The organism is Nonomuraea sp. NPDC049269 (genome assembly GCF_043197155.1).
In the GTDB taxonomy this organism is placed as follows: domain Bacteria; phylum Actinomycetota; class Actinomycetes; order Streptosporangiales; family Streptosporangiaceae; genus Nonomuraea.
Genome location: NZ_JBICSO010000009.1, coordinates 407,049 through 425,925, shown reverse-complemented (window position 1 = coordinate 425,925; position 18,877 = coordinate 407,049). Strand labels below are relative to the sequence as shown.

Genomic DNA, 18,877 nt, shown 5'->3' with positions numbered 1-18,877 from the left:
CGCGGCGTCGTGCCCTAGAGACGTGTCCACGAGGTGACGATCGGCGCGCCTCCGTCAGGGGTGACGCGGAGCCGTAGCGGGCCGCGGGTCAGGCCATCGGCGGTGAAGCGGCCCAGCTCGTCGGAGCGTACGCGCAGCTCCTCGTCACGCCGCTGGACATCGATCTCCGCGGGCCCCTCCGGCGACAGCCGTCCCACCACCCGGGCCGCGAACACCTCCAGCTCCACCGCCACGCCGCCCGCCTCGAACGTGAGCAGCCGCGGCAGCCCGGCGCCCCTGACCCTGGTCGAGGGCTCCTCGTCCCAGGAGTCGAAGGTGAGCGCGGCCAGCTCGGCGTCCAGGGTTCTCAGTGTGAACGCCTGCATGGCGTCGTCGAGCAGCGCGGGAGGTACGGGGTCGAGCAGGCCGGCGATCTCGCGCAGTTCGTCCTCCAGCTCGTCTTCCAGGTCGAAGCCCTCATCGTCCATATGCCTCACCTGCGTATTCCGGTCACTCCGCGTTCGGCCACCAGCGTGCGCAGCCGCTGGAGGCAGCGCGCCCTGATCGGGCCGATGCTGCCCACCGCGATGCCCAATCCTGACGCGATCTCCTGATAGGTGGGGCGCGGCGAGGCGATCAGCAGCCGCAGCAGGCGGCGGCAGCGGTCCGACAGCTCCTCGAAGGCACCCCACATCACCAGCGCGCGCTCGGCGTCGGCGATGGCCTCCTCCGCCTCCAGGATCAGGTGCTCGGGGGAGCGCTCGTCGATGTCCATCCCCAGCAGCCCCATGTCGCTGACGGGCGTGGCCCGCCCGCTCGCGCGGATCACCCGCAGCGCCTCGTGCCGGGCCGTGCTGGCCAGCCAGGCACCCACCTTGTCCGGGTCCCTGAGCCTGGTGAGGTGCTCCGCCAGCCGGAACCACGTCGTCTGGCAGACGTCCTGCGCGTCGGACCCGTTGACGAGATAGGCACGCGCCACCGCCCACACCAGACCGCTGTGGCGCTGGTAGAGCTCCTTCCAGGCACCGGCGTCCCCGTCCGCGGCTGCTCTGACGAGGGCTGCGGTGTCGTCCACGGCGGTCCTTCCCTGTCCTGGAGCGGAATGCTCATGATATTTCGTGAGACGCTCCAGAACAGGGAGTGGTTGAGTCATCGCAGAAAACCACTGAGATCAGGTATCGCCAGCTGTCCCGAGATGAGGTCCCCGGCCGCCTGCCGTGAGGTCACCCCGGCCTCGGACATGCGCGCCGCGATGAGACCGGCGATGAACGGCGTGGCGAACGACGTGCCGCTCCACTGCGCGATCCCGCTGAACTTGACCACGTCCCCCTCCGACAGCGGTGCGACGCAGGTGCAGCCCGGATACAGCGGGACGACCGGGTGGAAGCGGCAGGTCGTGTTGTGCGGGTAGTCGTACTCATAGTCACCCGAGGTGTAGGCGTTGACCAGCCGCTCTCCCGGCGCGAACACCGTCACCCAGTCACCGTGGTTGCTGAAGCACGCCCGGCCGAGCCCGTCCTCGCGCAGCGCGCCGACCGACAGGATCACATCGCCGGTGGCGTTCACCGCCTCCGCGGCGAACGCGGCCGGCCAGAACGGCACGGTCTCGCCGTCGTTGCCGGCCGCGGCCACCAGGAGCGTCTCGGGGTGGTCGGCCAGTTCGCCGATGAAGTCGGTCAGGCCGAGCAGCGCCTGGGCGTCGTTCGTCCTGGTGCCCGCCGACAGTGACAGCACGTCGGGCCAGCCGTGGGTGTCGAGCGTCTGCAGGAGGAGCAGGCCGAGCTGGTCCTCCTCGACCGCGCCGCCGTACGGGAAGCCGTTGTAGACGCGTACATCCGTGCTGGGAGCCACGCAGCGCAGTACGCCCGCGATGAACGTGCCGTGGCCGACGTACGGCTTGATGAAGCCGTCGGCGTCCACCTCTTCGGCCTGGGTGGTGACGTCGCCGTCGACCATCGGGATGTTCGGCTGGCCGGAGCTCTGCGCCAGCCACTGGTGGTCGAGGTAGTCGTGCACGAGCCCGGTGTCGATCACCGTGACGTGCGCGTCCTCGCCCCGGTCGCGGCCGGCGATCGGCGGCTTGAGCGGCTCGCCACTGGGCACCGGCTCGTCACCCGGGCACAGGTTGACGCCCGAGACCGTGACGAAGTGGACCAGCGTGCTCTGGATCCCGGCCTCCCTGAGCAGGGCGAGGCTGCGGAAGACGTCCCGGGAGCCGATGGACAGCCTGCGTACCGTGACCCGCCGCGCGTCCTGGTCCGGGGGCCAGACCACGCGGACTGGCTGCCCCGACGGAAGGGCGGACTGGAGGCGGTCGATGGCACGTTCCACGTCGGGCGCGCGGACCAGGAGGTGCTCGGCGAGATAGGCGAAGCGCGGGAGGACGTCGGACTCCGGGGTCGCGCCCTGCGGCCCGGCCACGGCCAGCCTGCCCTCCGGCAGCGCCTCGTTGAGGATCTCGAGCTGCTCCCAGAAACGCATGTCGCGTCCGTGGCGTGGTGTGCTCATCTTTCGGGGCCTCCTCGGTGGGTGACTGCGGGCTTGCCATGTATGAGCGGCGTACCGCGTCCCTGATACACGTGCCGCATGGACGCCCGGATGGGCCGCGTTTACCATCGACTCCGTGTCTGGGGAAACGGCGAGGGATTCCCGGATTCCGGCTGATCCGCACGATGTGCTGGCCATGGTCTTCGCGCGTCCGCGACAGGCCATGACGGCCGCCACGGCCATGCTCGCCGACGGGCGGGGGCCGTACGATGCCTCGATCGCGCATCAGGCGATCGGCATCCTGCGCCGCGAGTTCGGCGACCTCGACGCGGCGATCCGCGAACTTCGGCAGGCGGTACGGCTGGCGCGGCGCTCCGGCTCGCCCGACCGCGAGGCCGACGTGCTGGCCACGCTCGGCATCGCCCTCCTTCAGCACGGCCGTACCAGGGCCGGCCTGTCCGCGCTCGACAGGGCGGCCGCCCTCTCCAGCGGCACCACCAGGGCGCGGGTGCTGTTCAGACGCGCGGGTGCCCGATGGATCCTCGGCCGGCACGGTGAGGCGTTCGACGACCTGGAGATCGCCGCCCCGGCGCTGCTCGGCGCGGGCGACACCGTCTGGGCGGCCCGCGCGCTGACCCTGCGCGGGCACGTCCGGCTCGCGCGCGGCTCGGTCGCCCTGGCCGACGAGGACTTCCGGGTGGCCCAGCGGATGTTCGCCACCACCAGCCAGGAACACGACTCGGTGGTCGCCATCCAGAACCGCGGGGTCGTCGCCTTCAGGGCGGGTGACCTGCCGGTCGCGCTGGATCTGCTCGACGAGGCCGAACGGGGTTTCCAGGCGCTCGGCACCCCGATGTTCGACCTGGCCGCCGACCGGTGCGCGGTGCTGCTGGCGGCCGGGCTCGCGCGTGACGCGCTGGAGCAGGCCGACGGTGCGCTGGGGCACCTGGCGCGGCTCCGGGGGCAGGCGACCATGCGGGCCGAGCTGCTGCTCATCGCCGCGCGGGCCGGGCTGCTGGCCGGGGATCCGGGTACGGCCCGGGCGCGGGCGGGGGAGGCGCGGGCCCTGTTCGCCGGCCAGCGCCGCGCCTGGTGGGCGGCACACGCCCAGCTCATCCTGGTCCAGGCCGGGTTCGCCGAGGCCGTGGCATCGACTGGTGGCGCGGCGCCCTCCGGTCCTTGGGCCGGCCGGTTGCTTGGTGGCGGGTCCGGCCCTTCGGTGAGTGGTGCGGCGTCGGTTGGGCGGGCGGCCGGTGGTGTGGCGGCCTCCGGGCCGTTGGTCGGGCAGGCCGCCGGTGGTGTGGGTTCAGGGGATGGGGTGGTGTCTGCCAGGGCGCTGGCCGAGGCCGGGCGGTTGGCCGCCAGGCTGGCGGGGCTCGGCTCGCCTGAGGTGTGGCAGGCTCACCTGCTCGCCGGCCGTACGGCGCTGGTGCTCGGCAGGGGGCGGGAGGCGGATCATCATCTGGCGGAGGCGGCGCGGGCCCGGCACCGTGGTCCCGCGACGGCCAGGGCGGGTGGCTGGCTGGCCGAGGCGCTGCGGGCGGAGGCGGCGGGGCGGCCCCGGCGGCTGCTGCACGCCTGCCGGGCGGGACTGGCGCTGATCGAGGAACACCGGCTCGCGTTCGGCTCGTCGGAGCTGCGGGCCCTGGCGACCGCGCACGGCGCCGAGCTGGTCACGCTCGCCCAGCGGCACTGGCTGCGCGTGGGACGGCCCCGGCGGCTGCTCGCCTGGACCGAACGGTGGCGGGCGACCTCGCTGGACGTGCCTCCCGTACGCCCGCCCGACGACCATTGGCTGCTCGCCCAGCTCGCCGCGCTGCGCGAGACCGACCACCTGCTGGGCCGGGCACGGTCCGAGGGCAGCTCGTCGGCGGCCACGCTGGAACGCGACCGGGACCGGCTGGAGGCGCGGGTGCGGGCCGCCACACTGCGCGTACGCGGCGCCGGGGCCCGCGACGACGACCCGGGCCCGGGCGGCCGGCGGCTGCTGGCGGCGATCGGCGGCGGCCGGCTGGTCGAACTGGTGGTGGTCGACGGGCTGCTGTACGCGCTGCTGTGCGGTGACGGCCGGGTACGCCGGTTCACGGTCGGTCCCGTGGCGGCGGCCGTCACGGAGATCGAGTTCGCCAGATCGCGACTGCGGCGGCTGGCCTACCAGGACCGCGCCGCCCCCCAGGAGCTCGCCCGCCTCGGCGACCGGCTGCAACGCGCCCTCCTGGGACCGGTAGCGACACGTCTCGGCAACGAGCGGCCGGACGGCGCGTCGGCAGGCGATGGGCGGCCAGGCGACGGCTGGCCAAGCGACGGCTGGCCAAGCGACAGGCAGCCGAGCGACGGCCGGCCGTGCGGTGAGCCGCTGGTCGTGGTGCCGGCGAGCACGCTGCACGGGGCGCCCTGGGCGTTGTTGCCCGCGTTGCGCCGCAGGGCCTTCAGCGTGGCGCCGTCGGCGGCGGCGTGGCTGCGCGCCAGGACGGCCGTCCCGCCCGCCGACGGCGGTGTGGTGCTCGTACGCGGGCCCGGCGTGGCGAACGCCGACGGCGAGGTGCGCTCCATCGCCGAGCTGTACCGCGAAGCCGCGGGACCCGCCACCGTGCTGGCCGATGGCTCGGCGACGGCCCAGGGCGTGCTGGCGGCCATCGACGGCTGCCGTCTCGCGCACCTGGCGGCGCACGGGACGTTCCGGGCCGACAGTCCGCTGTTCTCCTCGCTGCTGCTGGACGACGGCCCCCTCACCGTGTACGACCTCGAACGGCTGCGCCGCGCCCCCTACCGGCTCGTGCTGTCGAGCTGCGACTCCGGGCAGGTCGCCGCGGTGGGGGCCGATGAGGTGCTCGGGCCGGCCACCGCGCTGCTCCGCCTCGGCACGGCCGGCATCGTGGCCAGTGTCGTGCCGGTGAACGACGCGGCGGCGGTGCCCGTCATGGTGGCCCTGCACGACGGGCTGCGGCGCGGACTCAGCCTGGCGGAGGCGCTCCGCGCGGCCCGCGGCGACGACGTCTCGTTCATCGCGATCGGGGCGGGCTGAGAACAGTGGCTGACAGGCGGGCCGACTCGGTGGATGCTGGCACATGGACGCTGACACTCTCGATGACATGGAGGTGACAGTGCGGGGTTACAGGGTGGTGTCCCCGCCTTGATCGAATGTGATTGATCATGTGAGAATTCGCCAGTAGAGGCAGCAATGCCGGTTGGGGGGGTCGTCGCCCATGATCCGCATGCCCATGGGATGGCTCTAGGATGGCGGACGACGAGCTGGACGAGGCGTTCGAGCTCGGCATGGCGTGCGCACTGGCCGCGGAGTGCGGCAGGGATCTACGTCGGTGCGCCCAGATGTACCGCGGGCTGTTCCCGCCAGCGGCCTTCGACGCGGACTTCTACGCCGCTCTGGCGCTGACCGGTGCCTTCAGCGCCCCGTGGGCCACGTCCAACGCGCTCAAGATCGTCAATCGGACCGCGCTCTGGGTGTCGGCCGTCGACCGGCTGGTGGACCACACGACGACGACGCGTTCCCAGGTGACCGCCCTGGCCCGCGACTGCCTGGCGGTGGCCGACGGCGCGGTGCCGCGGGCGGCGGTCACCCGGTTCCTGGCCGACCTGCGTGACGAGCTGGCGACGGTCAAGGACTTCGAGGACCATCGCGTGCTCTGGCGGGATCAGCTGGCCGGCATGTTCGAGGCGATGGCCAGGGCGTGGGTGTGGCGCGACACCCAGGTCATCCCCACCTTCGCCCGCTACCTGGACAACGCCGACAGCCGGGGATCCTGCTTCGTGGACCTGTCGCACTGGATCTACGCGGGCGACGAGTGGGCCCGGCATCATCTGGGGGAGTTGCGGGCCGTCAGCGCGCACGTGCAGCGCTACCTGCACCTGCTGGGCGACCTCGCCTCCTACCGCAGGGACGTCAGCTGGGGCGACCTCAACGTGCTCATGCTCGGCGTCAGCCGCACCGAGGTAACGGACGCGATGGCGGAGCTGGCGCGTGAGGCTCTGGAGCTGCTCAAGCCGGTACGCGAGCGCAGCCCGCGCACCGCCGTGTACCTGCGGCGGCAGATCGGGTTCAACGCGGGGCTGCACGGCATTTCCGGCTAGGCCCTCTGAAGCCGTTACGGTCTCGCAACCTGCCATGACAGGGGCCTTTACCGCAGTGGACAGCAGGAGCGAATAACTGGTCTAGATACGACAAACCATGACATATTCATTCCTGAGGATGATTGTGGCTTGAGTGGAATATGTGGCGTTGCTAGGGTGTCTCGATGCCAGGCATGTGATTCGACCTTTTCTCTGCGCCTTGACAGGTTCCACTGACCACGGCTCCTCGGGGCGGATTTGTGCATGCGCGGCACGGCCGCGGAGGGATGTACAGGCGGTGCTGGATGGACTTCGGTCGTACTGATCGATGGAGGTTGCCGACCGCGATCAAGATCCTGATCGCGGGCGGGTTCGGCGCGGGCAAGACGACGATGGTGGGCGCGGTCTCCGAGACCCGTCCGCTGCGTACGGAAGAAGCGCTGACGCACATCGGCACGGACATCGACGACCTCTCGGGTGTCGAGGCCAAGCCGACCACGACCGTGGCCATGGACTTCGGCCGGATCACGATCCGGGACGATTACATGCTGTACCTGTTCGGCACGCCCGGGCAGGAACGGTTCTGGTTCGTCTGGGACGAGCTGGCGATGGGCGCGCTCGGGGCGGTGGTCCTGGCCGACACGCGACGGCTGGCCGACTGCTTCCCGGCCATCGACTACTTCGAGCGGCGCGGGCAGCCGTTCGTGGTGGCGCTCAACTGCTTCGAAGGCGCGCGCCCGTTCACCGTCGGCGAGGTACGGCAGGCGCTCGGCCTCGACCCGGACATCCCGATCGTGCGCTGCGACGCCCGCAGGCGGGATTCCGGCCGGGAAGTGCTCATCACGCTGGTCGAACATGCCATGAACAGAGGTGCCACCCCGGTCGGGACCATGTCGTGACCACGACCGGCTACCTTTGACCGATGGAGGAGATCGACCGCCAGATCATCACGCTGCTGGCCCGCGACGGCCGGATGAGCTTCACCGATCTGGCCAGGGAGACCGGGCTGTCGGTGTCCGCCGTGCACCAGCGGGTCCGCCGCCTGGAAAAGCGCGGGGTCGTTCGCGGTTATGCCGCGATCATCGACTATGACGCGATCGCGCTGCCGATGACGGCGTTCGTGTCCATCAAGCCGATCGACCCGGCCGCGCCCGACGACGCGCCCGAGCGGCTGGCCCACCTGACCGCGATCGAGGCGTGTCACAGCGTGGCGGGTGACGAGAGCTACATCCTCAAGGTGCGTGTCGCCACGCCGCTGGCGCTGGAGGAGTTGCTGCAGCACATCCGCGCGTCGGCGAACGTCTCCACGCGCACCACCGTCGTGCTGAGCACCCCGTACGAGCACCGGCCGCCCGAGGTGGCGGCCGACGGCGCCGACGAGCCGATGTCCAGCCCCGCGCCCCCTTCCTGATGACAGTTCACGCTGCATCTGTTCGGCATTGCCGAACCACGGTACGGTGTGGGGCGTGGGAGAGACCATCCAGTCCGTCGAACGGGCCGCCGGCATCCTGAGGCTGCTCGCCTCCGGCCCGCGCGAGCTGGGCGTGGCCGAGCTGGCCCGGGCGATGGGCCTGCCCAAGGGCACGCTGCACGGCATCCTGCGCACGCTGGTCCATGTCGGCTTCGTCGAGCAGGACGCCGCCACGGGCCGCTACCGGCTCGGCGGCACGCTGCTGCACCTGGGCAGCAGCTACCTCGACGTCAACGAGCTGCGCACCCGCTCGCTCAACTGGGCCGACGCCCTGGCCGGGCGGAGCAGGGAGAGCGTGTGGATCGGCACCGCGCACGAGGGCGGCGTCCTGGTGGTCCACCACGTGTTCAGGCCCGACGACAGCATGCAGGTCCTGCAGGTCGGCACGCTGCTGCCCGCGCACGCGACCGCGCTCGGCAAGGTCCTGCTCGCCTACGACCCGTACGGCGACGCGGGGGCGGCGTTCGACCCGCCGTCCGGCGCCACGCCTCACGCGTCCGCCAACACGCCTCACGCGTCCGGCGGGGCGCCCCATGCGACCGCCGAGACGTCCCACGCGAGCGCCACGGCGACACGCGGCGACGAGCCCGCCGTCGAAGGGCTGCCCGCCTTCACGCCCAGGACCATCACCGGCGCCGACGACCTGGCCAAGGAGCTGGAGCTGGTCCGCGGCCGGGGCTGGGCCTGCGACGTGGAGGAGCTGGTCGAGGGCGAGGTCTCCATCGCCGCCCCGATCAGGGACGGCCGCGGCGTCACCGTCGGCGCCATCGGCGTCAGAGGCGCCGTCGAACGGCTGGCCGACGACGGCGAGCCGCGCATCACGATCGTCTCCTACATCCGCGACGCCGCCCGCGCCATCACCCGCGACCTGAGCCGGTGACGTGTTGAGACGCCAAGCAAACCCGTTCGGCAATGCCGAACACATCGAAGTGAGGAAGCCGTGCCCCGACCGCAGTACGTAGCCGCCATCGACCAGGGCACCACGTCCAGCAGGTGCATGGTGTTCGACCAGGACGGCCGGATCGTCTCGGTGGCGCAGCGGGAGCACCGGCAGATCTTCCCCAGGCCCGGCTGGGTCGAGCACGACGCCGCCGAGATCTGGGACGCCGTCCAGGGCGTGGTGGCCGACGCCGTCACCGGCAGCGGGATCGACTTCGCCCAGCTCGTCGCCCTCGGCATCACCAACCAGCGCGAGACCACCGTCCTGTGGGACCGCCACACCGGGCGGCCCGTGGCCAACGCGATCGTCTGGCAGGACACCCGTACCGACGCCCTGGTCAGGTCCCTGTCGGAGCACGAGGAGCTCTTCCGCGAGCGGGCCGGGCTGCCGCTGGCCACCTACTTCGCCGGGCCGAAGATCCGCTGGCTGCTCGACGAGACCCCCGGGCTGCGGGAGCGGGCCGAGCGCGGCGACGTGCTCTTCGGCACCGTGGACAGCTGGCTGATCTGGCGGCTCACCGGCCGCCACGTCACCGACGTCACCAACGCCAGCCGCACCATGCTGATGAACCTGCGCACGCTGAGCTGGGACGACGAGCTGCTCGCCGCGCTCGGCGTGCCCCGCGCGATGCTGCCGGAGATCCGCCCCTCCGCCGAGGTGTACGGCACGGCCGACGGCGGCGTGCCGGTGGCGGCGGCGCTGGGTGACCAGCAGGCGGCCCTGTTCGGCCAGACCTGCTTCGGCCCGGGCGAGACCAAGAGCACCTACGGCTCCGGCAGCTTCCTGCTGATGAACACCGGCACCGAGCCGGTCGCCTCCAAGCACGGGCTGCTCACCACCGTCGGCTACCAGATCGGCGACGCCCCCGCCACGTACGCGCTGGAGGGCTCGATCGCCGTCACCGGCTCGCTCGTGCAGTGGCTGCGCGACAACCTCGGCCTGATCTCCAGCGCCGCCGAGATCGAGACCCTCGCGGGCACCGTCGAGGACAACGGCGGCTGCTACTTCGTCCCCGCGTTCTCCGGCCTGTTCGCCCCGCACTGGCGCTCCGACGCGCGCGGCGTGATCGCCGGGCTGACCGGGTTCGTCACCAAGGGGCACATCGCGCGGGCCGTGCTGGAGGCGACCGCCTGGCAGACGCGCGAGGTGGTCGACGCGATGAACGCCGACGCCGGGCTCGCGCTCACCTCGCTGCGCGCCGACGGCGGCATGACCGCCAACAACCTGCTCATGCAGATCCTCGCCGACGTGCTCGCCGTGCCGGTGGTGCGGCCGATGGTGTCGGAGACCACCTGCCTGGGCGCCGCCTACGCGGCCGGGCTGGCCACCGGCTACTGGCCCGACACCGACAGCCTGCGCGCCAACTGGCACAAGGCGGCCGAGTGGCGGCCGAAGATCGGCCAGGACGTGCGCGACAGCGAATACCGCAACTGGCGCAAGGCCATCGAACGCAGCCTCGACTGGAGCACCCCATGACCACGATCGCCTCCCGCGCCGAGACCCGCGAGGAGCTGTCCAGGGGCACCTATGACCTGCTGGTCATCGGCGGCGGCATCCTCGGCACCTCGGTCACCTGGATGGCCGCCCAGGCGGGCCTGCGCGTCGCCATGATCGACGGCGGCGACTTCGCCGGCGCCACCTCCAGCGCCTCCTCCAAACTCGTCCACGGCGGCCTGCGCTACCTGCAGACCGGCAACGTCAAGCTGGTCGCCGAGAACCACCGCGAACGCCGGGCGCTGGCCGGCGACATCGCCCCCCACCTGGTCAAGCCGCTCACCTTCGTGGTGCCGGTCTACCGGGGCGGCCCGCACGGCGCCGCCAAGCTGGGCGCGGGCGTGTTCCTCTACTCGGCGCTGTCGGTGTTCGGCGACGGGCTCGGCCGGGTCATCACCGCCAACCAGGCGCTGGCTCGGGTGCCCGCGCTCCGGCCCGAGGGGCTGCGCGCCGCCGCCGTCTACGGCGACCACCAGATGAACGACAGCAGGGTCGCGGTGATGACCGTGCGCGCCGCCGTCGACGCGGGCGCGGTCGTGCTCAACCACGCCGAGGTCGTCGGCCTGCGCGAGAGCGGCGGTACGGTCTCAGGGGCGGAGCTGTGCGACCGGCTCGACGGCACCGAGTTCGGCGTCGACGCCCGCCTCGTGCTGAACGCCACCGGCCCGTGGGTCGACCACCTGCGCCGCATGGAGGACCCCGGCGCCGCGCCGAGCATCCGCCTGTCGAAGGGCGCCCACCTGGTCATGCGCCGCCACGAGCCGTGGAAGGCGGCCCTGACCACGCCGATCGACAAGTACCGCGTGTCCTTCGCCGTCCCGTGGGAGGACCACCTGCTGCTCGGCACCACCGACGAGGCCTACGAGGGCGACCCCGCCGGCGTGCGCGCCACCGACGCCGACGTGGCCCAGATCCTCGACGAGGCCGGGCACGCCGTACGCGACTCGCAACTGCGGCGCGAGGACATCACCTACGCCTTCGCCGGGCTGCGCGTGCTGCCGGGCGGTCCCGGCGGCGTGTCGTCGGCCAAGCGGGAGACGGTGCTCAGCCGGGGCAAGGGCGGCATGCTGTCGGTGGCCGGCGGCAAGTGGACCACCTACCGGCACATCGGCAAGGTCGTCCTCGACACGCTCGCCCACCTGCCTGGCCACCCGCTCGGCGACGACCTCGCGGCCATCCTGCCCGCCATGCCGCTGCCCGGCCTGGCCAGCCCCGACGCGGTCGCGATGCGCCTGTGGACCGACCGCGACCCGGGCGCCCGGATGGACCCGCTGGTGGCCCGCCACCTCGCCTCGCACTACGGCTCGATCGCGTTCGACCTGGCCAGGCTCATCCGGGACACGCCCGCGCTCGGCGAGCGCATCCATCCGGACGGGCCGGACATCTGGGCGCAGGCGGTCTACGCGCGCGACCACGAGTGGGCGGCGACGGTCGACGATGTCGTACGGCGCCGCACCACCCTCACGGTCCGCGGCCTCGACACCCCCGACGTCCGGACCCGAGTCGAGACGCTCCTCACCGGCGGCCCGGTCCCGGCGTCGTGACCGCTGCCGGTCCTGGCGTCGTGACCTCGGCGTCGTGGCCGCTGCCGCGACCGCCGCTGTGACCGCAGCCGGTCCCGGCGCCGTGACCGCCGTCGTGGTCGCTGTTGTGATCGCTTCCAGGGCCTGTCAGGCCCGTTCGTAGCGGGCGCGCAGGCGGGCCTTGGCCAGGTCCGTCGCGCCCAGGTGCTCCAGGCCGTTGAGAGCGGCGCCGACGATGGGCGGGACGTCCACCACCAGGATCTTGGCCCGGGGCGCCCTGGCGGCGAACGAGGCGTCCAGGAGGGCCGTCAGGAGCGGGTCGCGGGCCTGGAGGATGCCGCCGCCCAGCACCACCTCCGTGGGCGTCTCCAGCAGGTCCAGGCGGCGCAGGCAGACCTCCGCCAGCACGGTGATCTCCTCCGCCTGGCGTTCCACCAGCGATCTGGCGATCGGATCGCCCGCCGCGGCCGTCGCGAAGACGCCCGGGGTGAGCTCGTGCAGGCGGGACTCGTCCAGACGGCCGAAGTGGATCTCCAGGATCAGCTCCTCGACCGTGCCCACGGCGAAGTGCCGCGTGCACAGCTCCGCCAGCGCCGTCGCGGGCCCGCGACCGTCCTCGGCGCGGGCGGCGTGCCACAGCGCCTCCTCCGCGATGCCCTGGCCGCCGCCCCAGTCGCCGCTGAGGTGGCCGAGCGCGGGGAAGCGGGTCACCTCGCCGGTGGGGGAGACGCCGACCGCGTTGATGCCCGCGCCGCACACCACGGCCACGCCCCAGGGACCCGACGCGCCCGCCCGGAGTACGGCGAAGGTGTCGTTGCGGACGGAGATGTCCGGGCCGAAGCCCCGACGGGCGAACTCGTGGGCCAGGGCCTCCTCCTCGACCGGCAGGTCGGCCCCCGCCAGATAGGCCGCCACATGATCGAACCGGCCCAGGACGGTGGGCCGGTCGGGGAAGTGGTCCGGGCCTGACGCGTCGTTGGGGGAGTTGTCCGGGCCGGGCGCGTCGGGGGAGCGGTCCGGGCCGGGTGCGCCGCCCAGGGGTACCTGCGCGAGCGCCTGCCGTACCGCCTCCTCCACCACGTCCAGCGCCGCCGCCACGCCCTCGCTCTGCGGCGCGAACGGGCCCGCACGGCCGGTGGCCAGCACCTCGCCGTCCTCCGTGACCAGCGCCACGTCGGTCTTGCTGTTGCCGCCGTCGACCGCGAGGACGAGCCTGCGGTGCTCCACTACCTCACCGTCCACGGGAGGTACGCGCGGTTGGCCTCCAGCAGCAGGCCGGTCAGCTCCTCCGCGGTGGCGTCCTGGCCGATCAGGGGATGGGCCAGCAGGGCGTCACGGACCCGGTCCGCACCGCCGTTCCGAGCCGCCTCCAGGGCGAGCGTCTCGTAGGCGGACACGTGCGCGATCAGCCCCGCGTACAGCGGCTCGACCGGCGGTACCGGCAGCGGCTCGGCGCCCGTGGCGGAGACGGCCGCGGGCACCTCGATCACCGCGTCGTCGGCCAGGAAGGGCAGCGTGCCGCGGTTGCGGACGTTCACCACGTGGGTGCCGGGGCGGTCGCCGAGCAGTGAGGCGATCAGCGCGACCGCCGCCTCGGAGTAGTACGCGCCGCCCCGCTCGCCCAGCAGCGCCGGCTTCTCGACGACCGACGGGTCGGCGTACATCTCCAGCAGCCGGGTCTCCATCGCCGCCACCTCGGCCGCGCGCGACGGCTTGGCCCGCTGCTCCTCCACCACCGCGTCATGATCGTAGAAATAGCGCAAATAGTACGACGGCACCACACCGAGCCGGCGCAGCAGCGCGGGACGCAGCGCCAGGTCGTCGGCCAGCGACTCCGCGTGCGCGGCGAGCAGCGCGGGCAGCACGTCCTCGCCGTCCAGGTACACGGCCCGTTCCCAGGTCAGGTGGTTGAGCCCGACGTGCCCGAGCGAGATCCGCGACGGCGGCACGCCCAGCGCGGCGGCGAAGCGGCGCTGGAAGCCGATCGCCACGTTGCACAGCCCGATCGCCCGGTGCCCGGCGTCCAGGAGCGCGCGGGTGACGATGCCCACCGGGTTGGTGAAGTCGACGATCCACGCCTCCGGCGCGTGCGTACGGACCGTCTCGGCGATGTCCAGCACGATCGGCACCGTGCGCAGCGCCTTGGCCAGCCCGCCCGCGCCGGTCGTCTCCTGCCCCACGCAGCCGCACCGCAGCGGCAGCGTCTCGTCCACGTCGCGCGCCGCCTGCCCGCCCACCCGCAGCTGGAACAGGACGGCCTGCGCCCCCGAGACGCCCTCCTCGACCGAGGAGGTGGCCAGCACCCGGGCCGGATGCCCGGCATGGGCAAGCATGCGGCGCGCCATCCCGGAAACGACCTCAAGTCGCGATAAATCGGGATCTATCAATGAGATTTCCGTGACCGGCAGCTCGTCGCGGAGCCGCGCGAACCCGTCGATCAGCTCGGGCGTGTACGTCGAGCCGCCCCCCACCACGGCCAGTTTCAACCCTTCACTCCTGTCAATGTCACGCCCTCGATGAAGACCTTCTGGGCGAAGAAGAACACGATGATCACCGGTGCCATGACGAGCAGCGTGGCCGCCATGGTCAGGTTCCACTGCACGCTGTGCAGCGCCTTGAACGAGGCCAGCCCCACCGACAGGGTCCAGCTGTCGACGTTGGTGGCGGCGTACAGCAGCGGCCCGTAGTAGTCGTTCCAGCAGTAGAAGAACTGGAACAGCGCCACCGCCGCGATGCCCGGCTTGGCCATCGGCAGGACCACCCGGATGAGTGTCCTGAAGTCGGTGCAGCCGTCCACCCGCGCCGCGTCGGTGTAGTCGCGCGGGATGGAGAGCAGGAACTGCCGCAGCAGGAAGATCGAGAACGCGTCGCCGAGCAGCATCGGCAGGATCAGCGGCAGCAGCGTCCCGGTCAGGTTCAGCCGCGCCCAGATCAGGTAGATCGGCACCGCGACCACCTGGGGCGGCAGCATCATCATCGTGATGACCAGCAGGAACGCCACCCTGCGCCCGCGAAAGCGGAACCGGGCCAGCGCGTAGGCCACCGGGATCGACGACAGCAGCGTGAACAGCGTGCCGAGCCCCGCGTAGATCATCGTGTTGCGCAGCCACAGCAGGATCGGCGACTTGGCGAACACCTCGCCGAAGTTGGCCCAGTTCCAGGTGTGCGGCCACAGCTCGTCGGTCAGCGTCTGATTGTCGGACATGACCGCCGTCAGCAGGACGAAGACCAGCGGCCCGATGAACGCGATCCCCAGCGCGACGGCCGTCGCGTGCGTCGCGATCCAGTACAGCACCTTCTTGGCACGGCCACGCCGGACCCGGACGCGCCGCCCCGCCGCCTGGGAGGACGGCGCCAGCAGTGTGGCGGTCATCAGGCCACCTCCTCGAACCCGCGGAACTGCCGCAGCAGGACCAGTGTGAACACCATCGACGCCGCGAACAGCACCAGCGCCAGCACGCAGGCGTAGCCCATCGTGTAGTCACGGAAGCCCGTCTGGAACAGCCACTGCGGCAGCGTCAGCGTCGACATCTCCGGATACCCGGGCACGAACGAGGTGCCCGGCGCGTCGGTGACGCCCGCCGCGACCCGGGAGGCGATCATCGCCTGGGTGAAGTACTGCAGCGTGTAGATGACCCCGGTCACCGCCGAGAACATCAGCACCGGACGGATCGTCGGCAGCGTGATGCTGCGGAACTGCCGCCACGCCCCGGCCCCGTCGATGGCCGCCGCCTCGTACAGGTGCCGGGGCACGTCCAGCAGCGCCGCCAGGAAGATCACCATGATGTTGCCGACGCCCCACATGGCCAGCAGCGTCAGTCCCGGCTTCGACCAGTCCTTGTCGCCGAACCAGTCGGGCCCGGAGATGCCGACCAGCGCGAGGATCCGGTTGAACGGCCCGGTGGCCGGGTTCAGCAGGAAGACGAAGGCCACCGTCCCCGCCGTCACCGGCACCAGCGACGGCAGGTAGAACAGCGTGCGGAAGAACCCCACGCCGGACTTCAGCTTGGTGATCAGCTGCGCCACGCCCAGGGCGAACAGCACCTGGGCGGGCACCATGACGGCCACCAGCCACGCCGTGTTCCGGATCGAGAGCCAGGCCCGCTCGTCCTGCATGAAGTAGCGGTAGTTGTCCAGGCCGTTGAACTTCAGCGAGAACAGGTCGTAGTTGAAGAAGGAGAAGTAGACGGTCGCCAGCAGCGGGTAGGCGAAGAACACCCCGAAGCCCACCAGCCACGGCGACAGCCACAGCAGGGCCCGGAGCCCCTCCCGGCGCCTGAGAGGTACGGACGCCACGTCAGCCGCCCGACAGCTTGAACTTGGCGTCGATGGTCTTGTCGACGCCCTTCAGCCCCGCGTCCAGGTCCTTGACCGAGCCCTTCTCCCACGAGGTGATGAACCCTTGCAGCGCCTCCTGGTTGAACACGCTGTTGACGTGCGCCGGGATCGTGCTCGTCTTCGGGTTGGCGAAGATGTCGAGGAAGGTCTGGAAGTGCTCGTCCTTCTTCAGCGCGGGCGATTCCAGCGCGGCCCTGGTGGTCGGCACGTTGCGGATCGCGTTGGCCAGCGTGACCAGCGCGTCGGTGTCGGTGGTCAGGTACTTCACCAGTGCCCAGGCGGCCTCGGGGTTCTTGGCGCCCTTCGGCACGCCGATCACGGTGCCCGCGGTGAAGCCGCTGCCGTACAGGTCGGGCTTGCTGTCGTCGACCGGCATGGGGGCGGTGCCGTAGTCGAGCTTCGGCGCCTCATTGGCGATCATGGCCACCCGCCACTCGCCGTCGATGCCCATGGCGACCTTGCCCTGGTAGAAGGGGTGCTTGCCGGAGAACTCGTCGCCCAGGCCCTTGCGGAACTTGTCCAGGTTCGCGTAGCCGTACCAGTCGATGAGGTCCTTCTGCCACTTCAGCAGGGTCTTCCAGGCGGGGTCGGAGCCGATCGCCGAGGTGCCGTCGGGGTTGGTCCACTTGGCGCCGACCATCGCGCTCCAGTGACCCGCGGTGTTCTCGTAGTACTGGCCGCTCGGGATGAACCCGGCGACCTTGATGGTGCCGTCCGGGTTCCTGACCGTGAGCTCCTTGGCCAGCTTGGTCAGCTCCGACAGGGTCTTGGGCGGCTGGTGGCCCTTCATCAGGGCCTTGTTGTAGTAGAGGCCGTACGCGTCGGTCAGCAGCGGCATCACGCACCGCTTGCCCTCGTACTGCGTGTAGTCGTTCACGACCGCCGGCAGGCCCGACAGGTCGACGCCGTCCTGCTTGATCACCGGGTTGAGGTCCTGGAACACGCCACTCTTGCACCAGGTCGCCACCGAGTCGGTGGTGAAGGAGGAGGCCACGTCCGGCGGGCGGCCACCGCGTACGGCCTGCGTGATCTGCTCGTCCTGTACGCCCTTGACCAGCTTGACCTTGATCTGCGGATACTTCTTGTTGAACCCGGCGATGGCGTCGGTGAACGCCTTCACCTCCGAGTCCGCCGAGAACCCGTGCCACAGCTCGATGGAGGCGGCCGGCAGCGCCGTGGGCGCGGCGTTGGCAGGTTTGGACTGGGAACCGAGGGCGGGACCGCCCTCTTTACCCGCGGTACACGCGGCCAGGCTCAGGATGGCGAGCCCTGCGGCCGCCAGGGGAACGAAGCGCACAGGGGTGCCTCCTCATGGTGTGTCTCATGATGTCGGGACCGTTGACCCGAAAACCTCGTCGCGGACGAGGTCCAGGGCCAGGTCGAGGGCGCCGGCGAGGACGGGGTTGCCTTCGACGGACGACAGGCGCAGCCGGGGCCGCGGAATGGTCAGCGCGTGCAGCTCGTGCTCGACCAGCTCGCGCAGGGGTTCGCCGCCCGACAGCACCACGCCGCCGGTCAGCACGATGAGGCCGGGATCGATGACGGAGGTGATGGCGGCCAGGCCCACCGCCAGCCGCGCGGCGATGTCGCGCAGCCCCGCCCGTGCGTCGTCGGCCTTCTGGCCCGTCTGGTGCTCGTCCGCCGCGCGCACCGCGTTCGCGATGGCCTGGCGGAAGTCCGTGCCGCGCACGCCGTACGAGCGCAGCAGTTTCAGTACGGCGGGGCCGCCGGTGAGCGCCTGGTAGCCGTGGTTGGCGTACCGTCCCGCCTCGCGGGCCGTCGGCGCGCCCGGGGTCGGCATGTAGCCGACCTCGCCCGCGCCGCCGGTGGCGCCCCTGTGCATCCGCCCGCCCAGCACGATGGCCGAGCCGATGCCCTCGTCCGCCCACAGCAGCACGAAGTCGGAGTCGCCGCGGGCGGCGCCGTGCGCCATTTCGGCCAGTGCCACCAGGTTGACGTTGTTCTCCACCGACACCGGCACGCCGAGTCCCTCGGCGAGCGTCGGCACCAGGTCGCCGATCTGCCAGCCCGGCATGTCCTTGGCGGTGGCGTAGCCGAGCCGGCCGGTGGACGGGTCGATCGCCGCCTGCACGCCGATCACCACCCGGCGCAGCGGGCCGGGTGAGCCCGCGCCGTCGAGCGCCGCGCGCAGCCGGGCGACCAGCTCGCCGCCCGGCCGGCGCGGCGTGGGCAGCGTGTACGAGCCCACGGTCGTGCCGGCGATGTCGGCGATCCTGGCCTCGATCCGGGCGGGCGTGACGTCCAGCGCGCCCACGTAGGCCGCGGCCGGATTGATCCGGTAGACCTCCGCGGTACGGCCCGGCAGCCCCTCCCTGATGCCGTCGAGCACCACCAGCCCGGCCTCCTGGAGGCGGGACAGCAGTTGCGAGGCCGTCGGCTTCGACAGGCCGGTCAGGGTGCCGATCTCGGGGCGGGTCAGCGGGCCGCGTTCGAGGAGGGCCTGCAAGGCCGCGCGATCGTTGATCGCGCGTAGCAGACTGGGAGTCCCCGGCACCGGACCGCTCACGTTCACCCCTTGGCTCGAAGTTAGGAAACTTTCCTAACTTGATGCGAACC

Annotated in this window: 16 protein-coding genes; 7 read left to right on the top strand and 9 right to left on the bottom strand. The window is 71.8% G+C overall.

From position 1 onward, the window contains the following. Positions 1–14 precede the first annotated feature (14 nt). The 3 genes from ACGFNP_RS45175 to ACGFNP_RS45165 form a co-directional block, all read right to left on the bottom strand. A complete protein-coding gene (locus ACGFNP_RS45175; protein ID WP_393329174.1) occupies positions 15–467 on the bottom strand; it encodes a hypothetical protein in 453 nt (150 codons plus the stop codon). 5 nt (positions 468–472) lie between these two features. Further along, positions 473–1,054 (bottom strand): sigma-70 family RNA polymerase sigma factor, encoded by a 582-nt coding sequence (locus tag ACGFNP_RS45170; RefSeq protein WP_358324365.1) that lies wholly within the window; start codon positions 1,052–1,054, stop codon positions 473–475. Positions 1,055–1,128: 74 nt separating this feature from the next. Next, positions 1,129–2,487 carry a S8/S53 family peptidase gene (locus tag ACGFNP_RS45165; protein ID WP_393329172.1) on the bottom strand — a complete coding sequence of 453 codons (1,359 nt, stop codon included), beginning with the start codon at positions 2,485–2,487 and terminating at the stop codon, positions 1,129–1,131. 115 nt (positions 2,488–2,602) lie between these two features. Between ACGFNP_RS45165 and ACGFNP_RS45160 the strand changes: the two genes are divergently transcribed. The 7 genes from ACGFNP_RS45160 (at position 2,603) to ACGFNP_RS45130 (ending at position 11,983) form a co-directional block, all read left to right on the top strand. After that, a complete protein-coding gene (locus ACGFNP_RS45160; protein ID WP_393329170.1) occupies positions 2,603–5,491 on the top strand; it encodes a CHAT domain-containing protein in 2,889 nt (962 codons plus the stop codon). Between the two features lie 212 nt (positions 5,492–5,703). Continuing rightward, positions 5,704–6,555: a terpene synthase family protein gene (locus ACGFNP_RS45155; RefSeq protein ID WP_358324357.1), complete on the top strand. Its 852-nt coding sequence runs from the start codon at positions 5,704–5,706 to the stop codon at positions 6,553–6,555. 284 nt (positions 6,556–6,839) lie between these two features. After that, on the top strand, positions 6,840–7,433 hold the full coding sequence (locus tag ACGFNP_RS45150) for an ATP/GTP-binding protein (protein WP_358324354.1): 594 nt from the start codon (positions 6,840–6,842) through the stop codon (positions 7,431–7,433). A gap of 23 nt (positions 7,434–7,456) precedes the next feature. After that, positions 7,457–7,945, top strand: coding sequence for an Lrp/AsnC family transcriptional regulator (locus ACGFNP_RS45145; RefSeq protein WP_358324351.1), 489 nt, complete (start codon positions 7,457–7,459; stop codon positions 7,943–7,945). A 55-nt stretch (positions 7,946–8,000) separates the two neighbouring features. After that, positions 8,001–8,885 (top strand): IclR family transcriptional regulator, encoded by an 885-nt coding sequence (locus tag ACGFNP_RS45140; RefSeq protein ID WP_393329167.1) that lies wholly within the window; start codon positions 8,001–8,003, stop codon positions 8,883–8,885. Positions 8,886–8,945: 60 nt separating this feature from the next. Continuing rightward, on the top strand, positions 8,946–10,421 hold the full coding sequence (glpK, locus tag ACGFNP_RS45135) for a glycerol kinase GlpK (RefSeq protein WP_358324344.1): 1,476 nt from the start codon (positions 8,946–8,948) through the stop codon (positions 10,419–10,421). Continuing rightward, a complete protein-coding gene (locus tag ACGFNP_RS45130) occupies positions 10,418–11,983 on the top strand; it encodes an FAD-dependent oxidoreductase (RefSeq protein ID WP_393329165.1) in 1,566 nt (521 codons plus the stop codon). Before glpK ends, ACGFNP_RS45130 begins: the two co-directional genes overlap by 4 nt. A gap of 126 nt (positions 11,984–12,109) precedes the next feature. Here ACGFNP_RS45130 and ACGFNP_RS45125 read toward each other — a convergent pair whose 3' ends face one another. Genes ACGFNP_RS45125 through ACGFNP_RS45100 form a run of 6 tightly spaced genes read right to left on the bottom strand, consistent with a single transcriptional unit; the run spans position 12,110 to position 18,827 of the window. Beyond that, a complete protein-coding gene (locus ACGFNP_RS45125) occupies positions 12,110–13,204 on the bottom strand; it encodes an N-acetylglucosamine kinase (protein WP_393329163.1) in 1,095 nt (364 codons plus the stop codon). Further along, a complete protein-coding gene (locus ACGFNP_RS45120; protein WP_393329161.1) occupies positions 13,189–14,448 on the bottom strand; it encodes a 6-phospho-beta-glucosidase in 1,260 nt (419 codons plus the stop codon). The genes ACGFNP_RS45125 and ACGFNP_RS45120 overlap by 16 nt, the downstream gene beginning before the upstream one ends. Continuing rightward, positions 14,445–15,335, bottom strand: a complete 891-nt coding sequence (locus tag ACGFNP_RS45115; RefSeq protein ID WP_358324331.1) for a carbohydrate ABC transporter permease — start codon at positions 15,333–15,335, stop codon at positions 14,445–14,447. Before ACGFNP_RS45115 ends, ACGFNP_RS45120 begins: the two co-directional genes overlap by 4 nt. Continuing rightward, a complete protein-coding gene (locus tag ACGFNP_RS45110) occupies positions 15,335–16,258 on the bottom strand; it encodes a carbohydrate ABC transporter permease (RefSeq protein WP_393329159.1) in 924 nt (307 codons plus the stop codon). The genes ACGFNP_RS45115 and ACGFNP_RS45110 overlap by 1 nt, the downstream gene beginning before the upstream one ends. Position 16,259: 1 nt before the next feature. Then, positions 16,260–17,597 carry an ABC transporter substrate-binding protein gene (locus ACGFNP_RS45105; protein WP_393329157.1) on the bottom strand — a complete coding sequence of 446 codons (1,338 nt, stop codon included), beginning with the start codon at positions 17,595–17,597 and terminating at the stop codon, positions 16,260–16,262. A 24-nt stretch (positions 17,598–17,621) separates the two neighbouring features. Then, positions 17,622–18,827: an ROK family transcriptional regulator gene (locus ACGFNP_RS45100; protein WP_358324322.1), complete on the bottom strand. Its 1,206-nt coding sequence runs from the start codon at positions 18,825–18,827 to the stop codon at positions 17,622–17,624. Between the last annotated feature and the right edge of the window lie 50 nt (positions 18,828–18,877).